The 18,008-nt window shown below is 63.7% G+C and carries 15 protein-coding genes; 6 read left to right on the top strand and 9 right to left on the bottom strand.

Annotation, left to right across the window (positions count from 1 at the left end):
* Positions 1-27 precede the first annotated feature (27 nt).
* The 3 genes from Q5Z11_RS06210 to Q5Z11_RS06200 are packed head-to-tail and all read right to left on the bottom strand — an operon-like array spanning position 28 to position 1,762.
* On the bottom strand, positions 28-465 hold the full coding sequence (locus Q5Z11_RS06210; RefSeq protein WP_303749174.1) for a DUF6691 family protein: 438 nt from the start codon (positions 463-465) through the stop codon (positions 28-30).
* Entirely contained in the window at positions 462-875 is a 414-nt protein-coding gene (locus Q5Z11_RS06205; protein WP_303749173.1) for a YeeE/YedE family protein, read from the bottom strand. The genes Q5Z11_RS06210 and Q5Z11_RS06205 overlap by 4 nt, the downstream gene beginning before the upstream one ends.
* A complete protein-coding gene (locus Q5Z11_RS06200; protein WP_303749172.1) occupies positions 872-1,762 on the bottom strand; it encodes an MBL fold metallo-hydrolase in 891 nt (296 codons plus the stop codon). Before Q5Z11_RS06200 ends, Q5Z11_RS06205 begins: the two co-directional genes overlap by 4 nt.
* Before the next feature lie 81 nt (positions 1,763-1,843).
* On the opposite strand from Q5Z11_RS06200, the gene Q5Z11_RS06195 reads away from it, so the two are divergent.
* A complete protein-coding gene (locus Q5Z11_RS06195) occupies positions 1,844-2,173 on the top strand; it encodes an ArsR/SmtB family transcription factor (RefSeq protein WP_303749984.1) in 330 nt (109 codons plus the stop codon).
* A 119-nt stretch (positions 2,174-2,292) separates the two neighbouring features.
* On the opposite strand, the gene Q5Z11_RS06190 is transcribed toward Q5Z11_RS06195, so the two are convergent.
* Positions 2,293-5,649 (bottom strand): hybrid sensor histidine kinase/response regulator, encoded by a 3,357-nt coding sequence (locus Q5Z11_RS06190; protein WP_303749171.1) that lies wholly within the window; start codon positions 5,647-5,649, stop codon positions 2,293-2,295.
* 404 nt (positions 5,650-6,053) lie between these two features.
* Positions 6,054-8,294, bottom strand: a complete 2,241-nt coding sequence (locus Q5Z11_RS06185) for a TonB-dependent receptor (RefSeq protein ID WP_303749170.1) — start codon at positions 8,292-8,294, stop codon at positions 6,054-6,056.
* Between the two features lie 161 nt (positions 8,295-8,455).
* On the opposite strand from Q5Z11_RS06185, the gene Q5Z11_RS06180 reads away from it, so the two are divergent.
* A complete protein-coding gene (locus Q5Z11_RS06180) occupies positions 8,456-9,862 on the top strand; it encodes a GntP family permease (protein ID WP_303749169.1) in 1,407 nt (468 codons plus the stop codon).
* Positions 9,863-10,362: 500 nt separating this feature from the next.
* Here Q5Z11_RS06180 and Q5Z11_RS06175 read toward each other — a convergent pair whose 3' ends face one another.
* On the bottom strand, positions 10,363-10,695 hold the full coding sequence (locus tag Q5Z11_RS06175) for a ComEA family DNA-binding protein (protein WP_303749168.1): 333 nt from the start codon (positions 10,693-10,695) through the stop codon (positions 10,363-10,365).
* Between the two features lie 234 nt (positions 10,696-10,929).
* On the opposite strand from Q5Z11_RS06175, the gene Q5Z11_RS06170 reads away from it, so the two are divergent.
* The 4 genes from Q5Z11_RS06170 to murU all read left to right on the top strand — a co-directional run bounded on the left by Q5Z11_RS06170 (position 10,930) and on the right by murU (position 14,536).
* Entirely contained in the window at positions 10,930-12,423 is a 1,494-nt protein-coding gene (locus Q5Z11_RS06170; protein ID WP_303749167.1) for a M20 family metallopeptidase, read from the top strand.
* Between the two features lie 79 nt (positions 12,424-12,502).
* Positions 12,503-12,778: a GlsB/YeaQ/YmgE family stress response membrane protein gene (locus Q5Z11_RS06165; protein WP_303749166.1), complete on the top strand. Its 276-nt coding sequence runs from the start codon at positions 12,503-12,505 to the stop codon at positions 12,776-12,778.
* 46 nt (positions 12,779-12,824) lie between these two features.
* Complete coding sequence (locus Q5Z11_RS06160) at positions 12,825-13,835, top strand: aminoglycoside phosphotransferase family protein (protein ID WP_303749165.1); 1,011 nt, start codon at positions 12,825-12,827, stop codon at positions 13,833-13,835.
* On the top strand, positions 13,832-14,536 hold the full coding sequence (gene murU, locus Q5Z11_RS06155; protein WP_303749164.1) for an N-acetylmuramate alpha-1-phosphate uridylyltransferase MurU: 705 nt from the start codon (positions 13,832-13,834) through the stop codon (positions 14,534-14,536). Before Q5Z11_RS06160 ends, murU begins: the two co-directional genes overlap by 4 nt.
* A 404-nt stretch (positions 14,537-14,940) precedes the next feature.
* Here murU and hda read toward each other — a convergent pair whose 3' ends face one another.
* From hda to Q5Z11_RS06140, 3 genes are read right to left on the bottom strand one after another with little or no spacing between them, the layout of a single operon-like run.
* Complete coding sequence (hda, locus tag Q5Z11_RS06150; RefSeq protein ID WP_303749163.1) at positions 14,941-15,642, bottom strand: DnaA regulatory inactivator Hda; 702 nt, start codon at positions 15,640-15,642, stop codon at positions 14,941-14,943.
* Positions 15,639-16,814, bottom strand: coding sequence for an AI-2E family transporter (locus Q5Z11_RS06145; protein WP_303749162.1), 1,176 nt, complete (start codon positions 16,812-16,814; stop codon positions 15,639-15,641). The genes hda and Q5Z11_RS06145 overlap by 4 nt, the downstream gene beginning before the upstream one ends.
* A complete protein-coding gene (locus Q5Z11_RS06140) occupies positions 16,811-17,932 on the bottom strand; it encodes a DUF2066 domain-containing protein (protein WP_303749161.1) in 1,122 nt (373 codons plus the stop codon). Before Q5Z11_RS06140 ends, Q5Z11_RS06145 begins: the two co-directional genes overlap by 4 nt.
* Between the last annotated feature and the right edge of the window lie 76 nt (positions 17,933-18,008).

Here is an 18,008-nt window from a genome sequence, read left to right as displayed (position 1 = left end):
CACCGGAACCGATACCAGCCTCGCGGCTCACGCCGCTCCCACATTGCGCCTGCTGATCAGCTTGTGCAGCACCATGCCCGCCACCATCGCCGGCACAAACCACAGCGCCTCTGGTGACAGCACACCCAGACCAACCAGCGCCGGCCCCGGGCAGTAACCTGCCAAGCCCCAGCCGATACCGAACAAAGCCGCGCCAATCAGCAACGACCGATCAATGCTGCGCAGATTCGATAGCTGGAAACGCTGCGCGAACACCGGCGCCGGCCGCCGCAACACGAATCGAAACAGCAGCATCGTCGTAGTCACCGCGCCGCCCAGCACAAACAGCAGTGCGGGATTGAAGTCACCGAACACATCAAGAAAGCCGAGGATGCGTTGCGGGTCGGTCATGCCCGACATCGCAAGCCCCAACCCGAACAGCGCGCCGGAGACCAGTGCTGCCAAGGTGATCCGTGGACTGCTCATGCCACATGCCTGACGATGTAGGTGGTCACTACCGCGGTCGCCATGAAGGTCAGCACAGCAGCCAAGGAACGCATCGACAAGCGCCCCAGGCCACAGACACCATGGCCGCTGGTACAGCCATTGCCCATGCGCGTGCCAAAGCCCACCAGCAGGCCTGCAATCACCAACAACAACGGCGGGAAGCCCTGACGTGGCATGTACGCGCCCGGCACCAGCCACAGATACGCGGCACCGGCACCCACCAAGCCGATCAGAAAAGCGGCTCGCCAAGCCACCTCACCACTGCGCGGCATCACCACGCCGCCAAGAATACCGCTGATACCAGCGATGCGACCGGTCAACCACAGCAGCAATGTGGCAGCGATACCAATCAGTACGCCACCCGCCAGAGCCAGCATCCAGCTGCTCATTGCGGCTTGCCGATCTGATCCAGCGGCAGGCGCAGATAGCGCACACCGTTGGCATCGGCTTCCGGCAGACGGCCGCCGCGGATATTCACCTGCAAGGCGGGCAGGATCAGTTTCGGCACCGGCAAGGTCGCATCCCGTTGCTCGCGCATCTGTACGAATGCCGCCTCGTCGGTGCCGCCCTTCAGATGCACGTTGTTCTGTCGCTGCTCGTGGATCGTGGTCTGTGCCTGCGCTTCGCGTCGGTTACCCGGGTAGTCGTGGCACAAGCAGATGCGCGTATCGGCGGGCAGCGACAGAATGCGCTGGATGGATGCGTAGAGGCGATGTGCATCGCCTCCGGGGAAATCGCAGCGCGCGGTGCCGGTATCGCTCGCAAACATGGTGTCTCCGACGAAAGCAGCGTCGCCAATCACGTAGGTGAGGCTGTCATCGGTATGCCCCGGCGTGGCGATCACCCGCGCGCTCAAGGCGCCAACGTTGAAGGTATCGCCATCATCGAACAGCCGGTCGAACTGGCTGCCGTCAGCAGTGAACTCCTCGCCCAAGCCAAACACCGCCTTGAAGTGCTGCTGCACCTGCACGATGCCCCGACCAATGGCGATCGGCGCCTGCAATTGATCGGCAAGATAGCCGGCAGCACTGAGATGATCAGCGTGTGCATGGGTCTCCAGTATCCACGCCACCGTCAGCAGCTTGGCACGCACGAACTCCAGCAGTGCATCGGCCGATGCCGTGCTGGTTCGCGCGCCGGCAGGCTCGTAATCCAGCACCGGATCGATGATCACGGCCATGCCACCGATCTGGTCATAGGCCACGTAACTGAAGGTGCCGGTGTCCTTGTCGTAGAACGGTTCGACCAAGGTGGATGAAGGCTGCGGCTGGCTCATGGGGTGCCTCGCTTTTAATTTAGCTTTTTCTAAATTAGGCTAGTACCTTCCAAAGCACAAGCCCGAACCTCAGCCCCAATGATGCGCGCTTCAGACACGGATATGGAGCAGATGCAGGCGCACGCCGAGCAGGCCGCGCAACTGCTGAAGTCGCTGGCCCATCCGGCCCGCCTGCGTGTGCTTTGCCGCCTGGTGGAAGGGGAAGCCTCGGTGGGTGAACTGCAGGCGCAGGTTGGTCTGTCGATGTCTGCGCTGTCGCAGCACCTGGCGGTGATGCGTGAAGCGGCGTTGGTCAGCACCCGCCGCGAAGCACAGACGATCTATTACGCCTTGGCGGACAGCCCAGCATTGGGCGTGATGCAGGCATTGCATGCGGCGTATTGCGGAAATACCGAGATCCGGAGTTCCTGACGTCCCAACTCGCCGAATTCCCTAGCCCGGGTAAGCGCAGCGCACCCGGGGCTCTATGAGGAATGCCCCGGGTGCGCTGCGCTAACCCGGGCTACAAACCCCAACCGGCCACACTTGCCCTATTCCCTGTTCCCCATGCCCGGCCGCAACGCATCGGCCGCCAACAGACGATCAAGGATGGACTTCAGCGCCAACGGCCGCACCGGTTTGTGCAATAGCGTCAGCCCCTGCTCCAACACTTCGCGCCGCGTTGCCAGGCTGTCATCGGCACTGAGGATCAAGGTGGGCCGTGCGCCAAAACGTTCGCCCAGCCGCAGTTGCAGCGCGGTGCCGGTATCACCGTCGTCCAGGTTGTAGTCGAACAGCCACAAGCTGGCGGATGTTGCCTGCAATGCCGCCACCGCCTGCGCCTCGCCGGAAGCCTCGGCTACGTTGTAGCCCCAACCACGCAACAAGCCCGCCAAACCCTGCAGCGCTGCGGGATCGTTGTCGACCACCAGCACCGGCACGCCACCCGAGGTCGCTGCGTTGCGCGGACGCGGCGCGCTTGCAACCTGCGGTGATGCCGCCCGCTGCAATGACACCGAGAACACCGTCCCCAGTCCTTTCTCACTGCGCAGCCGCAGGGGCGCATGCAGCAGGCCGGCAATACGATCAGCGATCGCCAGACCCAGCCCCAGTCCCTGCCCGCTACTGTCCTCGCCGCGCCGGAACTCCTCGAAAATGCGCTGCTGCTCTTCCTTGGCGATACCGGGACCGGTGTCATGCACTTCAACGCGCACACGGCCGTCTTCGCGACGTACACCGAGCAGGATGCCGCCGTGGCTGGTGTAACGCACCGCATTGGCCAGGAAGTTCTGCAGCACACGCCGTAGCAGCTGCGGATCGCTGTTCACCCATGCGCCGGTCGGCACATAGTGGAAGCCCAGCCCGCGCGCGGTAGCCAGCGCGCGGAACTCCGATACCAGCGGATCCAACACCTCGGCCAGTGGCAGATCGCGCGGCTGCGGTACCAGCCCACCGGCTTCCAGCCGCGACATGTCGAACAAGCCGGTCAACAGATCGGTGGTGGAATCCAGGGCGCCACGGATCTGCACCACCGCCTGTTGCTGCTGGCTGGATTCCACCTGCTGCGCCAGCGTATCGGTGAACAGATGCGCGGCATGCAGTGGCTGCAGCAGGTCGTGCCCGACCGCCGCAAGAAAGCGGCTCTTGGCATCGTTGGCCCGCTCGGCTTCGCGCTTGGCCGATTCCAGCAAGGCAGTGCGCTCGCCGACGCGCTGCTCCAGCGTCTCGTTGCTGCGTTTGAGCTCACGTTCACTACGGCGGAATTCGGTGACATCGGTAAAGGTGGCAACGAAGCCACCGCCGGGCATCGGGTTGCCACGGATCTCGACGATGCTGCCATCCGGGAAAACGCGTTCAGTCAGGTGCGGCGTGCCGGCGCGCATGAATGCCAGGCGCCGATCCACCGCACGCTCATCGCCACCGCGCGCCGGCATTGCCTGCAACGCCCAGCGGGTCAAGTCCATGATCGGCCGCCCGACCTGCAGCAACTCATCCGGGAAACCGAACATGCGTGCATATGGCCGGTTCCACGCCACCAGCCGCTGTTCGCGGTCGATCACGCTGATGCCCTGGCTCATGTTCTGCAAGGCAGCCTGCAGCACCTGCTGGCTGAAACGCAGGTCCTGCGAAGCCTCGCTGACGATGGCCGCCACTGTCGCCAGTTCATTGCCCTCGCGGCGCGCGGCATCCAGCAGCAGGCGCGCCGACGCTGCACCCAGCACTGCCGACAACTCGCGCTCGACGCTGGCCTCGATTGCTGGTGGCACCGCTCCATTGCGTGGCGCATCCGCCAACAACTGTTGCACGCGCTCATCCGGCAGAAAGCGGCGCCCGGCATTGCGCAGAGTGTCCGCATCCAGGTTGCGGCTGATGCGGTCAGGCGTGTCGCGCCGCCACGCCATCGACAGCAAGGTCGCCGCGGTGCCAACAAACAGGCTGGCGCCAACCGCGCGCCCCAGCGGCGTCCAGCCGGTCAAGCCGAACAAGCCCTGTGGCGACAACCATTGCCAGCCAAACGGTCCCTGCAGCAACCACGCCGGCGTGCGCCCGCCGCTTTCCAGCAAGGAGGGCAGCAACAGCACCCACGCCCAGGTTGCAAAGCCGGCCAACACACCGGCAATTGCAGCGCGCGGCGGTGTCTGTGGCCGCCAGATGGCGAACGCCAGCACCGGCACCAGGGTTGCCATCGCCGAGAACGACACGCCGCCGATATCGGCCAGCACATTGCCGCCCCCAATCAGCCGGCTATAACCCCAAGCCGCCAGCATGATCACGCAGATGCCGGCGCGCCGCAGCCAGACCAGTTCGCGCCGGTGATCACCACCACCAGCACGCGCCCAGGCACTGCGCACCAGGCCCGGTGCGAACCAGTGGTTGCCGATCATCAGGCTCAAGGTCAGCGTGCTCACCACCACCATGCCGGTAGCCGCGCTCAAGCCGCCGAGGAAAGCGAACAGCGCCACGCCTTCGTGACCAGCGGCGAACGGCAAGGCCAGCGTATACATATCGGTAGGCACGCTGTTGCCGAGCAGTACCGTGCCTGCGCGCGCCAAAGGCAGGATCGGCAAGGCGATCAACAGCAGGTACAAGGGGAACAACCAGCGCGCGGTACGCACATCGGCCGGATCGCGGCATTCGACCACACCGACATGGAACTGATGCGGCAGCAGGAACATCGCCAGGCCACCGAGTATCACCAGCGGAATGAAGCCACCTTCCTGCGCGCTGACCGGCACCGGTGGTGCACTGGGAATACCCTTGAGCCCTAACCACACGAACACGCCCAGTGCGAGCATCGCACCAAGTTTGAACACCGACTCGGCCGCCATCGCCAGCACCAATCCGCGATTGTGCTCGGAGGCATCGGCACGGCGCGCACCGAACAGCATCGCGAACAAGGCCATGGCCAGCGCCACGTACAAGGCGCTGTCCTGCCAGATCGAACCGCCCTGCCCGGCCTCGACCGCGCGCGAGGTGATCATGCCGAAGCTCATCGCCACCGCCTTGAGCTGCAGGGCGATATAGGGAATCAAGCCCAGCACGGTCACCAGCGTCACCGTCGCCGCCAGCCAGGCATCGCGGCCCAGTCGCGCAGCGATCAGGTCGGCCAGCGAGGTGGCATTGGTTTCGCGCGCCAGTCGCACCAGGCGCATCATCACGCCGATCGCCAGCGCATAGAACAGGATGGCGCCGACGAAGGTCGGCGGCAGCGGCCAGCCGTGGCGTGCGGCCTGGGTGACCGTGCCGTAGAAGGTCCAGGAGGTGCAGTGCACTGCCAGCGACAAGGTGTAGATGTGCCGCCAATGGCGCGCGAATGCCGTCGGCCGGCGTTCGCCGTACAGCGCCACGCCGAACATCAGGGCCAGCCAGGCCAGGCCCGCCAAGGCCACTGTTACCAGACTCAACATGGAAAGCGTTTCCCGGAAGCTGCTTGGCAGGATACGGAGTTAAGCGCAGAGGATGAAGCGTTGAAAAGCCTGAAGGTCTTGCTCAAAGCCCCTCTCCCTTCGGGGCGAGAAGATGCGTTTGCGAACCATAGGTTCGCCCTTCGTCGAGCGCCCTCGCGCTGGCGCGGGGGCCGGGGCGCGGGGCGGGGGTTGGGGTGAGGGTGCGGTTCGCCAGCAATTTGCTTTCTAGCTTTTGCATCACAAGTCAGAGCTTCAAAGCCAACAGCAAAAGCTGCCCTCACCCCAGCCCCTCTCCCGCAGGCGGGAGAGGGGCTTCAAGCAACAGCAACAGCAAAAGCCCTTCCCCGCCATGCGGGAAAGGGCTGCCTTGCGTTCCGGTCAGCGAGCCGTCACCGGCTCCCTCATCAGAAGTTGTAACGCACCGACACATACCAGTTGCGTGGCAGACCGTAATACGCGGTCTGGATGTTGCCGACGCTGGCGAACTCCTGACCTTCGGTCTTGTACTGCTTGTCGGTCAGGTTGCGCACGCCGGCACGGATCTGCCAGGTCAGCTGCGACGAATCCCATACGCCGTAGGCGCCCACCAGGGTGTAAGCGTCCTGGCTCAGCACGTCACGGTTATCCACCGACAACCAGGTGTCGCCGCGATAGGAGACGTCACCGCCAAAGGTCAGACTGCCGCTGTCACCCAGCGAGAACACATGCTGCAGGGCGACGCGTGCGGTCCAATCCGGCGAGAACGGCACGTGGTCGTGGTTCACGGTCGGGTCGTAGCCGGCGTACGACGGATCGAGGCGGAAGTCCTCGAAGCTGTCGTACTTGGCATCCATCCAGCCCAGCTGCGCGCTCAGCGTGGTCGCCTCGCCCAGCAACGCGCTGCCTTCCAGCTCGATGCCCTTGATGTTGAGCTTGGCCGCATTCAACACCGGGAAAGTACCAACGTCCTGCGACACACGGGCCTGGAAGTCGCTGTAGTTGCTGTAGAACGCCGTCGCGGTACCGCGCAGGCGGTGATCGGCGCTGCTGCCCTTCAGGCCCAGCTCGTAGGTCCACACGTATTCCGGATCGAACTTGGCGTGTTGGGTGTCATACACGGTGTTGGCGCGGCCGTTGAAGCCACCCGACTTGAAGCCGCGGTTGGCCGACACATAGCCCATCAGGTTGTCGCTGAATTCCTTCTGCAGGCTGATCGACGGGGTCACCGCCGTCCACGAGGCCTTGGCGTCGAATGCCACGGTGCCGTTCAAGCTGGCAAACGGGGCGCCCCAGAAGGTGCTGGTGGAACGATCGTAGTCTTTCTTGTCCTTGGTCCAGCGCACGCCAGCAGCGACGGTCCAGGTCGGCACGAATTCCCAGTTCACGTGCGCGAATGCAGCGGTGGACGTGGTGGTCAGGTCATCATCGATGGTGCGCAGGAACGGCACCTTGGCACCCAGGAACGAGAACAGATCGTCAGCGTAAGCCTCCTGGTACGACGGCACGTTCTCTTTCATGTAGTACGCGCCAAAGGTCGCGTGCACATTGGAGCCGTTGTCGTAATGCAGCTGGAATTCCTGGCTCTTCTGGTTCTGGTCCAGCGCCACCAGTACGTCGCCCAGCTCGTACTCGGAGGCGTCGATGTCGATATACGACTCGGTCTTGAGCTTGCGGTAGGACGTGATGCTCTTCAGCGTGAACTGTTCGTTGATATCCCAGTCCATCGCCAGCGAGGCGCCGGAATGCTTCAGGTACTGGCCTTCGCCATTCTGGAACGAGGTCTGTGCGCGACGATTCCACTCACCGGTTTCGCCCGGCTGCAGCACGATCACACCGACCGGAGCGAGGCTGCTCTGGCGCAGATCCGCCATTGGCCGGCCCAGGGTCAGCGCGGCATCCTGCTTGGTGGTATCCAGCGACAGCACCGCGCTGAAATTGTCGGTCGGCTTGTACGCCAGCTTGGCGCGGAACGCCTCGGTATCGTCGTCGTTGTAGCGCTTGCCGGTGACCGCATCCTTGACGTAACCGTCATTGGTGATCTTGGCGCCCGCGATGCTGCCAGCCAGCGTATCGCTCAGCTTGCCAGAGACATAGAAGCGACCTTCCAGACGACCGTAGTCACCAGCGGTTACTTCCACTGCACCGCCTTCATTGTCGAAGGGATTCTTGGTGGTCAGCTTGATCGCGCCGCCGGTGGAGTTCTTGCCGTACAGCGTGCCCTGCGGGCCGCGCAGCACTTCCAGCTGCTGGATGTCGAACAGCGAGAACAAGGCACCGTTGATGCGCGAGTAGTAGACGTCGTCCACGTACATGCCAACGCCCGGGTCGAAGGTCTGCAGCGCGTCGGGCTGGCCGATGCCGCGGATGAAGACGTTGACGCTGTTTGCCGAGCCACGGCCCTGGGCGATGTTCATGTTGGGCACGGCGCCCTGCAGGCCTTCCACGGTCGAGGCCTGCAGATCCTTGATCTGCTCCTCGCCGAAGGCGCTGACCGCAACCGGTACGTCCTGGATGGACTCCGTGCGACGACGCGCGGTCACGGTCACTTCATCCAGCTGCGTGGCCTGCGTGCCAGCCGGCACCGCCTGCTGTTCCTGTGCCTGCACGAATGCGGCCGGTGCCAACAGAATGCCACCGATGGCGATACTCAGATACTTGCGCTTCATTGGTCTCCCTCCTCCCGGGTATGACGTTGCGACACACGAATGTCGCCATGGAGCGCACGTTAATGGAGCGTTAGCCGGCCGCGTATAGTCCCTTCGTACAGTGGGCCGGGCCGCACTTCGTCCTGATACTCGCCGGCAATGTATTGGCCGGGGAGCTGTGAATGTCGTTTCTGATCGTATTGGCGGCCCTGTGCTTCCTGATGTTCGTCGCCTACCGCGGCTACAGCGTGATCCTGTTCGCGCCGGTGGCGGCGCTGGGCGCAGTGCTGCTGACCGATCCCACGCTGGTGCAGCCGATGTTCACCGGCTTGTTCATGGACAAGATGGTCGGCTTCCTCAAGCTGTACTTCCCGGTGTTCGTGCTGGGCGCGGTGTTCGGCAAGCTGATCGAGGTCTCGGGTTTCTCCAAGTCCATCGTCAGCGCCACCATCAAGCTGGTTGGCGCCAAGCGCGCAATGCTGTCGATCGTGCTGGTCTGTGCGCTGCTCACCTACGGCGGTGTATCGCTGTTCGTGGTTGTGTTCGCGGTCTACCCGTTTGCCGCCGAGCTGTTCCGCCAGAGCAACATCCCCAAGCGACTGATTCCCGGCACCATCGCACTGGGTGCTTTCACCTTCACCATGGATGCGCTGCCGGGCACGCCGCAGATCCAGAACATCATTCCCTCTGCGTTCTTCGGCACCAACAGCTGGGCCGCGCCGTGGCTGGGCGTGATCGGCACCGTGGTGATCCTGATCCTGGGCATGAGCTACCTGGAATGGCGCCGCCGTGTAGCGGTACGCAATGGCGAGGGCTATGCAGGCGCCAACGAGGAACTGCGCAACGAGCCAGAGCCCTTCCAAGGCCAGAATCTCGCGCACCCACTGATCGCCATCACCCCGTTGATCCTGGTCGGCGTGGCCAACTTCCTGCTGACCCGCTGGATTCCCGGCTTCTACGGTGAAACCCAGTCCTTCATTCCAGCCGTGATCGGCAACCCGGCACCGGTGGTGCAGGAAGTCTCCAAGCTGGGCGCCATCTGGGCCGTGCAAGGGGCGTTGTTGCTGGGCATCCTCAGCGTCATTGCTTTCGCCTGGAAGCCGGTGGTGGCCTCGTTTGCCGAAGGCACCAAATCGGCCATCGGCGGCGCCATGCTGGCCTCGATGAACACCGCCTCCGAATATGGTTTTGGCGCGGTGATTGCCGCCCTGCCCGGCTTCCTGGTTGTCGCCAACGCACTGGGCTCGATCCCGAATCCGCTGGTCAACGAAGCGGTTTCGGTTACCGCCATGGCCGGCATCACCGGCTCGGCTTCGGGTGGCATGAGCATCGCGCTGGCAGCAATGGCCGACAGCTTCATCGCCAATGCGCAGGCTGCAGGCATTCCGATGGAAGTGCTGCATCGTGTGGCGTCGATGGCCTCCGGCGGCATGGACACGCTGCCGCATAACGGCGCGGTGATCACCGTGCTTGCCGTCACCGGCCTCACCCACCGCCAGTCCTACAAGGACATCTTCGCCATCACCATCATCAAGACCCTGGCGGTGTTCGCGATCATCGGCGTGTATTACGCGACCGGCTTGGTTTAAGCCTCGGCTCGCCCTGGCCCAAAACCGGGGCATTCAACCGCGACAAGATTTCGTAGCCGAATCAACCAGGCCAAATAGACCACGCACGGACCAGCTTTTTGTAGGAGCGGCGTCAGCCGCGAAGCTGATACAAAATCAGATCGCCAACTGACAATCGCCACAACCACCACCAGCTTCGCGGCTGACGCCGCTCCCACAAACAACCGCAGCCGCGGCAACAGCCGGGCAGCGGAGCCGAAAGGCTCGGATTCCAGCTGTTACGGATCCGGAATATCAGATCCAGATTTCGGCCCAGCGCCCAAAAGCCAGCAAGGCCCGGGTTTCCCCGGGCCTTGCCGTTTCCAAAGAGCACAGACAGAAAAATCGCCCGGCTGCACGTCACTGTGCAACACCGGACGACCTCACATCCTTGTTGGCATCCTTCCAGCCCCCAGCGTCCTGCCCTTTTCGGGTTCCTGGTGATCCGTCATCCTGACGGTTCACTATTCGATTCCTTCCGCTCAGCGCCTCTCAACCGGCTGCGCAGCTACCGTCCCGGTAGCACTCTTGGCAGGAGCAGCTCCGGCCCTTGCTTCGATCAGGTCACGATTCCGTTCGACCGTCTTCAATCCGATTCCTTTCACCAGTGCCAGTTCCTCGACACTTTTGAATGGCCCGTTGGCCTGTCTGTGTTCAATGATCGCCTGCGCCTTGGAAGGGCCGACGTTCACCAACACCTGATTCAGCTCCGCCGCGGAGGCGGTATTGATATCGACCTTGTCCGTGGCGTGTGCCGTAAGGGTCAATACCAATGCGAGAATCAGAGACTGCAGCGTTACGGTAAAAAGCTTCATCGCTGTACTCCTTGTGACTTGGTGGCTGATTGGCTGGCTCTCCCGCCGGCCGAATCAGTGTCCCGCGCCACATGAATCCAGAATATCCGCAGCGGGTTTGGCAAACAGCCAGCCAACAGCCCGGGCCTCTGTAGGAAAAGTCCTACAAGAACTCATCGATGAAACCACCGCAGACCCGCCAAACAAGGGAGCGGCGTAGAATGGTTGCACCTGACATTGCTACCGGAGATCCAGATGGACAGCGCCAAGATCGGCCAATTTCTCAGCGACAAGTGGGACAGCGACATCGTTCCGCAACTGGTCGATTACATCCGTATCCCCAATAAATCGCCGATGTTCGACGCCAATTGGGTCGCCAACGGCTATATGGAACAGGCCGTCACCCTGATGGAGAACTGGGCCAAGGCGCAGACCATCCCCGGCCTGCAGGTCGAGGTGGTTCGCCTGGAAGGGCGTACCCCGTTGCTGTTCCTGGAAATCCCGGCCACCGGCCCGGAAACCGGCGACGACACCGTCCTGCTCTACGGCCACCTGGACAAGCAGCCAGAAATGACCGGCTGGGACGACGACCTCGGCCCGTGGATTCCGGTGCTGCGCGGCGACAAGCTGTACGGCCGCGGCGGCGCTGATGACGGCTACGCCATCTTCGGCTCGCTGGCCGCAGTGCTGGCGCTGCAGGAACAAGGCCTGCCGCACGCCCGCTGCGTGATCCTGATCGAAGCCTGCGAAGAATCCGGCTCCTACGATCTGCCGGCCTATGTCGACCACCTGGCCGATCGCATCGGCCAGCCGTCGTTGGTGGTGTGCCTGGATTCGGGCTGCGCCAACTACGACCAGCTGTGGTGCACCACCTCGCTGCGCGGCCTGACCGGCGGCAACTTCACCGTCAAGGTGCTCAACGAAGGCGTGCACTCCGGTGACGCCTCCGGCGTGGTGCCGTCCAGCTTCCGCCTGCTGCGCCAGCTGCTGTCGCGCATCGAGGACGAAAAGACCGGCCGCATCCTGCTCGATGGCCTGCACGTTGAAGTCCCGGCCGAGCGTCTGGAACAGGCCAAGCGCGCTGCCGACGTGGTCGATACCGCCATCTTCGACAAGTTCCCGCTGGTCGATGGCCTCAAGCCGATGAGCGAGGAGCTGACCGAACTGGTGCTCAACCGTACCTGGCGCCCTGCCCTGTCGGTGACCGGCATTGGCGGCATGCCGCCGCTGGAATCGGCCGGCAACGTGCTGCGCCCGGAAACCTCGGTGAAGCTGTCGCTGCGCCTGCCGCCGACCGCCAATGGCAAGGCCTGCGGCGAACTGCTGAAGGAAGCCCTGCTGCGTGATCCGCCGAACGGCGCCCACGTCAGCCTGGATCTGGAAAAGGCTTCCACCGGCTGGAACGCACCGGCAATGGCACCGTGGCTGGAACAGTCCATCGACGACGCCAGCCAGGCTTTCTTCGGCAAGCCGGCGATGTACATGGGCGAAGGCGGCTCGATTCCGTTCATGGGCATGCTGGGTGAGAAGTTCCCGGGTGCGCAGTTCATGATCACCGGCGTGCTCGGCCCGCATTCCAATGCACACGGCCCGAACGAGTTCCTGCACATCCCGATGGGCAAGCGCGTCACCTCCTGCGTGTCCAAGGTGCTGTTCGACCACCACGCCGCCAGCCTGCGTGGCGAGACCAGCGGTTCGCCGGTGGCCGCCGACAGTGGCACCCGCCACGGTGGCCACGGCTGCTGCTGATCGGCCAGCGCCTGATGGTTTGATGACGAACGCAGCCTGGCCTTGCTAGGCTGCGTTTTTCTCAGGTACGGACAAGAACATGAGCGGACTGTTTGGCAGCGACAGCTGGCTGTACATCATCCTGATCGGCTTCTTCGTCGGCTTGCTGGGGCGCTTCTTCATGCCCGGCAACAACCGCATGGGATGCCTGCTGACCATCGTGCTCGGCGTCGCCGGCGCGGTATTCGCCGGCTGGTTCGGCCGTGAGATGGGCTGGTATTCGGCAGGCCAGCCGGCCGGCTTCGTTGGCGCCGTCCTCGGTGCAATCGTGTTGCTGGCGCTGCTGCGCCTGATCAGCGGCGGCAAGAAGCGCTGATTCCTTCTCCAACGGCGCCTGCGGGCGCCGCAACTTTGTAGTGTCCATGAACGATCCCGCTTCCGATCCACTGCGCACCGAACAACGCCTGCAGTGGGCCGCCACCGCACTTGGCGACCCCGCAACCACACTGGAGCGCGCATCGGTCGATGCCGGTTTCCGCAGTTATTGGCGCAGCAACAGCATGCGCGGCAGCCACATCGTGATGGACTCGCCGCCGGGGCTGGAAGATGTGCGACCGTGGCTGCGCATGCACGATCTGCTGGAGCCGCGTGGCGTGCGCGTGCCGCAGGTACTGGCACGCGACCTCGACAATGGCTTCCTGCTGCTGGAAGACCTCGGCGGGCCCACCCTGGCACGCTTCATCACCGACGACACGGCCGATGCATGGTTCGATGCCAGCTTCGCGCAGCTGATCCGCCTGCAGCAGATTCCGGTACCGGAAGGCATGGGTGCGTTCGGCGAGGCACTGCTGCAACGCGATGCCGGCCTGTTTGAAGAATGGTTCGTGCAGCGCCACCTCGGCCTGACCCTGGACTGCGGTGAGAGCGAGCAGTTGCAACTGGTGCAGCGGCGTTTGATGGATAACGCCCTGAACCAGCCACAGGTACTGACCCACCGCGACTTCATGCCGCGCAACCTGATGCCAGTCGAAGGCGGCCCGGCGGTGCTGGATTTCCAGGACCTGGTCAGCGGCCCGATCGCCTACGATCCGGCCAGCTTGTTCAAGGATGCATTCCTGAGCTGGCCGCTGGAAAAAGTGGATGCGTGGCTGGCCCGCTATCACGCCCGCGCTTCCGCCGCCGGCCTGCCGATCCGGCCGTGGCCGCAGTTCCTGCGTGATGCCGACTGGATGGGCGTGCAGCGCCACCTGAAAATCCTCGGCATCTTCGTGCGCCTGCGTGATCGCGATGGCAAGGGCCATTACTTCGAAGACGCACCGCGCTTCATCAATTATCTGGATGAAGTGCTGCCACGCTATCCGGAACTGGCGCCGTTGCAGGATCTGTTCGAACGCCGCTTCAAACCGGCGATGGCCGCCAAGGCTTCCGCATGAAGGCACTGATCTTCGCTGCCGGGCTGGGCGAGCGCATGCGCCCACTTACCGATCACACGCCCAAGCCGCTGCTCGCTGTCGCAGGCGTGCCCTTGATTGAATGGCATCTGCAACGTCTGGCTGCGCTGGGCGTCAGCGATGTGGTGGTCAACACCAGTTGGTTGGCGACGCAATTCCCGGAAAAACTGGGCGACGGCAGTCGCTGGAACCTGCGCCTGCACTATCTCTACGAAGGACCGGTGCCGCTGGAAACCGGCGGTGGCATGCACAATGCACTGCCACTGCTCGGCGAGGCGCCGTTCCTGGCGGTCAATGGCGATATCTGGAGCGACTTTGATTTCGCCGATCTTCCGCGCGAACCGAGGGGCAATGCGCACCTGGTCATGGTCGACAATCCCGTGCAGCACCCGCGTGGTGATTTCATTCTGGATACCGATGGCCGATTGCACGACAACGGCGAACAAGCGCGGTTGACCTTTGCCGGCATCGGCATATATCGACCGCAGCTGCTGCAGGGCTGGCAGGCAGTGATTGGCAATGCCGATGGCAGCGCGGAAACACCACCGCGCTTCAAGCTCGCTCCCTTGCTGCGCGCAGCGATGGCCAGCGACGGCATCAGCGGCCAGCATCACCAAGGCCGTTGGACCGACGTAGGCACCCCCGAGCGCCTGCAGCAACTGGAATCCCAGCTTTTGTTGTAGGAGCGGCGTAAGCCGCGAAGCCACTGAAGTTTCAGACCCAAAGATGCCTGCAACCGCAGGCATCTTCGCTTACGGACGCAAATCCAGCTTCACGGCTGATGCCGCTCCCACAAAAGCTGAAGCGGCACACCGGAGCTCTTGTAGGAGCGGCGTAAGCCGCGAAACTAGCGAAGGTTCCGACCCAGAGATGCTTGCAATTGCACGTCTTTTTTGTTTACGGATGCAGTACCAGCTTCGCGGCTGACGCCGCTCCTACAAAAGCCGCGTCCACCATTCGTTTGTGGGAGCGGTGTAAACCGCGAAGCCGCTGACAGCTCGGATACAAAAATGCCTGCAATCGCAGGCATCTTTCTTGCGGATATGACATCTGCTTCGCGGCTGATGCCACTCCTACAAAACAGCCCTCAACCCGGCCCATTCTCCAGCACCCGCTTCAGGAACGGCATGGTGATCCGCTTCTTTGCTGCAAGCGATTCGCGGTCCAGCCGTTCCAACAAGCTCACCAGCCCGCTCAGGTCGCGCCCGGTGCGGGTCAGCAACCAGTCCAGCGTTGCTTCGTCCATCACCAATCCGCGCCGCACCGAACGCTCACGCAGCACCGCGCCACGGCCTTCGGCATCCAACGGCTCCAGGGTGATGCGGCTGCACTGCGACAGCCGTGAGCGCAGATCTGGCAGTACCAGTCCCAAGCCATCGGGCGGCAGGCGCGAGGTATAGATCACGGTCACGTCGGCAGCGCGCGCGCGGTTGTGGAACTCGAACAGGGTCACCTCCTGCTCGCGTCGGCCAGCAACATATTCCAGCCCGTCCAGCGCCAGCACGTCGTGCCCTTCCAGCGCTTCCAATGCATCCTGCAGGCGCGTCCCCGCTGCCTGCAGTGGCAGGTATGCAGGGCGGCGCCCGGCCTGCAGTGCAGCGGCGCAGGTTGCCAGGGCCAGATGCGTCTTGCCGGTAGCACCAGCGCCAACCAGATAGATCCAATCCTGGCTGTCACCATTGGCGACGGCGCGCAACTGCGCCAGCGCGCCGTCGGGCGCACCGATGAAGGTTTCAAAGCGCTGGTCTGGCGGGTAACGCAAGGCCAGCGGTAACTGCGGCACACTCACTTAGGTTCTACATCCTTCGACACGATGCTCAGGTCCGCCGACACATCAAGGCTGCGCGGATCCAACACAATCGTCGGCCCGTGGCCGGCATACAACTCACTTTGGCGATAACGCTGGTGCGCATAACGCAACAGGACGTTGATCACCGCCGCCGCTGGCAGGGCCAGCAGCATTCCCAGGAAGCCAAACAACTGGCCACCTGCCATAACCGCGAAAATCACCGCAACCGGATGCAGGCCAATTTTGTCACCGACGATGCGCGGCGTCAGCACATAGCTTTCCAGCAGCTGGCCAACGGTGAAGACCACACCAACCAACACCAGCAACTGCAGGTCAAAGCCCTGCGATTGCACCAGTGCGGCCAGCACCGCCATCACCACGCCGGTGGTTGCCCCCAGGTAAGGAATGAAGCTGATCAAGCCAGCGACCAGGCCGATCAACAGCCCCAGATTCAGGCCAACCAGGCTGAGGCCCGCTGCGTAGACGATGCCAAGCGCAATCATCACCACGATCTGGCCGCGGATGAAGGCACCCAGCACGTCGTTGGATTCACGCGCCAGACGCGACACCACCTCGATATGGTTGCGCGGGATCATCGATGCAACCCGCTCGACCAGCTTGTCCCAGTCGCGCAGGAAGTAATAGGCCAGGATCGGCAGCAAGGCCAGGTTGATCACCCAGGCCACCATCGCAAAGCCCGAGCGCGACACGTAGCCGAAGAAGGTGGTGGCGACGCCACCGGCCTGCTGCCAATGGCTGCGCACCCACTCGAACAAACGCCCCGGATCCAGCCAGGCCATGATTTCCAACCCGGTTTTCTGCTCCAGCCACGGGATCGCCGTGCTCATCAGCCAGTCCTGCCCCTGCGGCAAGGCAGCGATCAAGGTGATGATCTGGCGCTGGATCAAGGGCACCAGGATCAGCAGCGCCAAGGCCAGCAACAGGATCATCAACACGAACACCAGCACCACCGCGGTGTTGCGCGAACGACCACGGGCCTCCAGCCGGTCCACCAGCGGATCGCCCAGCCAGGCCAGCATCAGCGCGACCACGAACGGGGTCAGCACCGGTGCCAACAACCACATCACCCACAGTCCAAAAGCAGTCAAAACCACCCATTTGACACGGCGCAGGAACAGCGCGATTTCCATTTCCGCTGTGTCGGTACTCATCGAATGCGGTACTCCGCGCGGCGACTGGTGTTCTGTTCGGTACCGGCATCGGCATCATCGTCAGCTACCGCACCCACCGGCTGCAGCGCAGCGTCGCTGCCCAGCATGCGGTTGAAGCCCGGCAGGCCGCTCATCAGCTCGACATCCAGCTCCAGGCGGTCGCCCGAGGCCTGGATCGGCACGATCGACTTGACCACCGCCACTCGCTGCAAGGTGGCCGCAAGGCGCAGGTAGTCGTCCGCACTGCGGATGCCACTGACCACGATCCGGTAAACACCTGCCGCGCCGCCCACCGGGGCCTTGGCATAGCGACGTACCAGCGCATCGGCGGCACCATCGGCACCACCAATCATCGCCCGCCGCGCATCGCCGTCGGTCGTCGTCCATTTGGACAGCTCACGGCCGTTGTCGACGAACACCCAATCTGCGACCCAACCACCGCCCTTGCCGCGGTACAGCTTGCCCACCAGCTGCATCGGCGGCGAATAACGTGCCGAGGCCCGCGCAACCGCGGCGGTGTCCTGGCGCCAGATCGCGCCCACCAGGGCTTGTTCAGCCGCGCCACCTGCAGGCAGCCCGAGCTTGAAGCCGCGCTCGACCGCGCGGTCCAGCAGCGGCCGCGCCGCATTGGACTGCGGCACACCGACCAGGCGCGGGCCACTGCCATCATCGATGGCCAGCCAGACCACCGGCTTCGGGCGCGGCTGCGGCCACACCGGCAAGCCCAGCGCGGCGACCAGCCCGTCGACATCATCCTGGCGGAAGCGCGCCACCAACATGGTGCGGAAGCTCGGCGCGCCACTGGCGCTCACGCTCTGGTCCTGGCGGTAGTCGTAGCCCTCGACCATGTCTTTTGCGCTGCGCAGCGCCTGCGCCACGCCCGGCCGCGCCAGCGCGCTGCGGTCGCCGGACAGCTTGGCCAGCACCGCGCCCAGCGCACGCGCCAGCCCGCCGTTGCGATCGGCCTCGCTTTGGCTGTTGACCGGCACCTCGGCCTCATAGGCACTGCGGGCGCCGGCTACGTCCCCTTCGGTACGCATGCCGGACGACTGTGCCTGCACCAACGAAATTGGCAGGCAGAGCGCCAGAAACAGGATTGTGACCAGGCTGCGGCGCATTGAAATTTCCATTGCTCGACGATTCCGGAGGGAATTGTTGCCCGAATGGGGCCTTCACGCCAACGTGGCCTGTTAA

Origin of the sequence: Stenotrophomonas sp. 610A2 (assembly GCF_030549615.1) — a bacterium.
Taxonomy (GTDB): Bacteria; Pseudomonadota; Gammaproteobacteria; order Xanthomonadales; family Xanthomonadaceae; genus Stenotrophomonas; species Stenotrophomonas pigmentata.
Note: the sequence above shows the minus strand (reverse complement) of the source record. Positions and strands in the feature narration are given on the sequence as shown.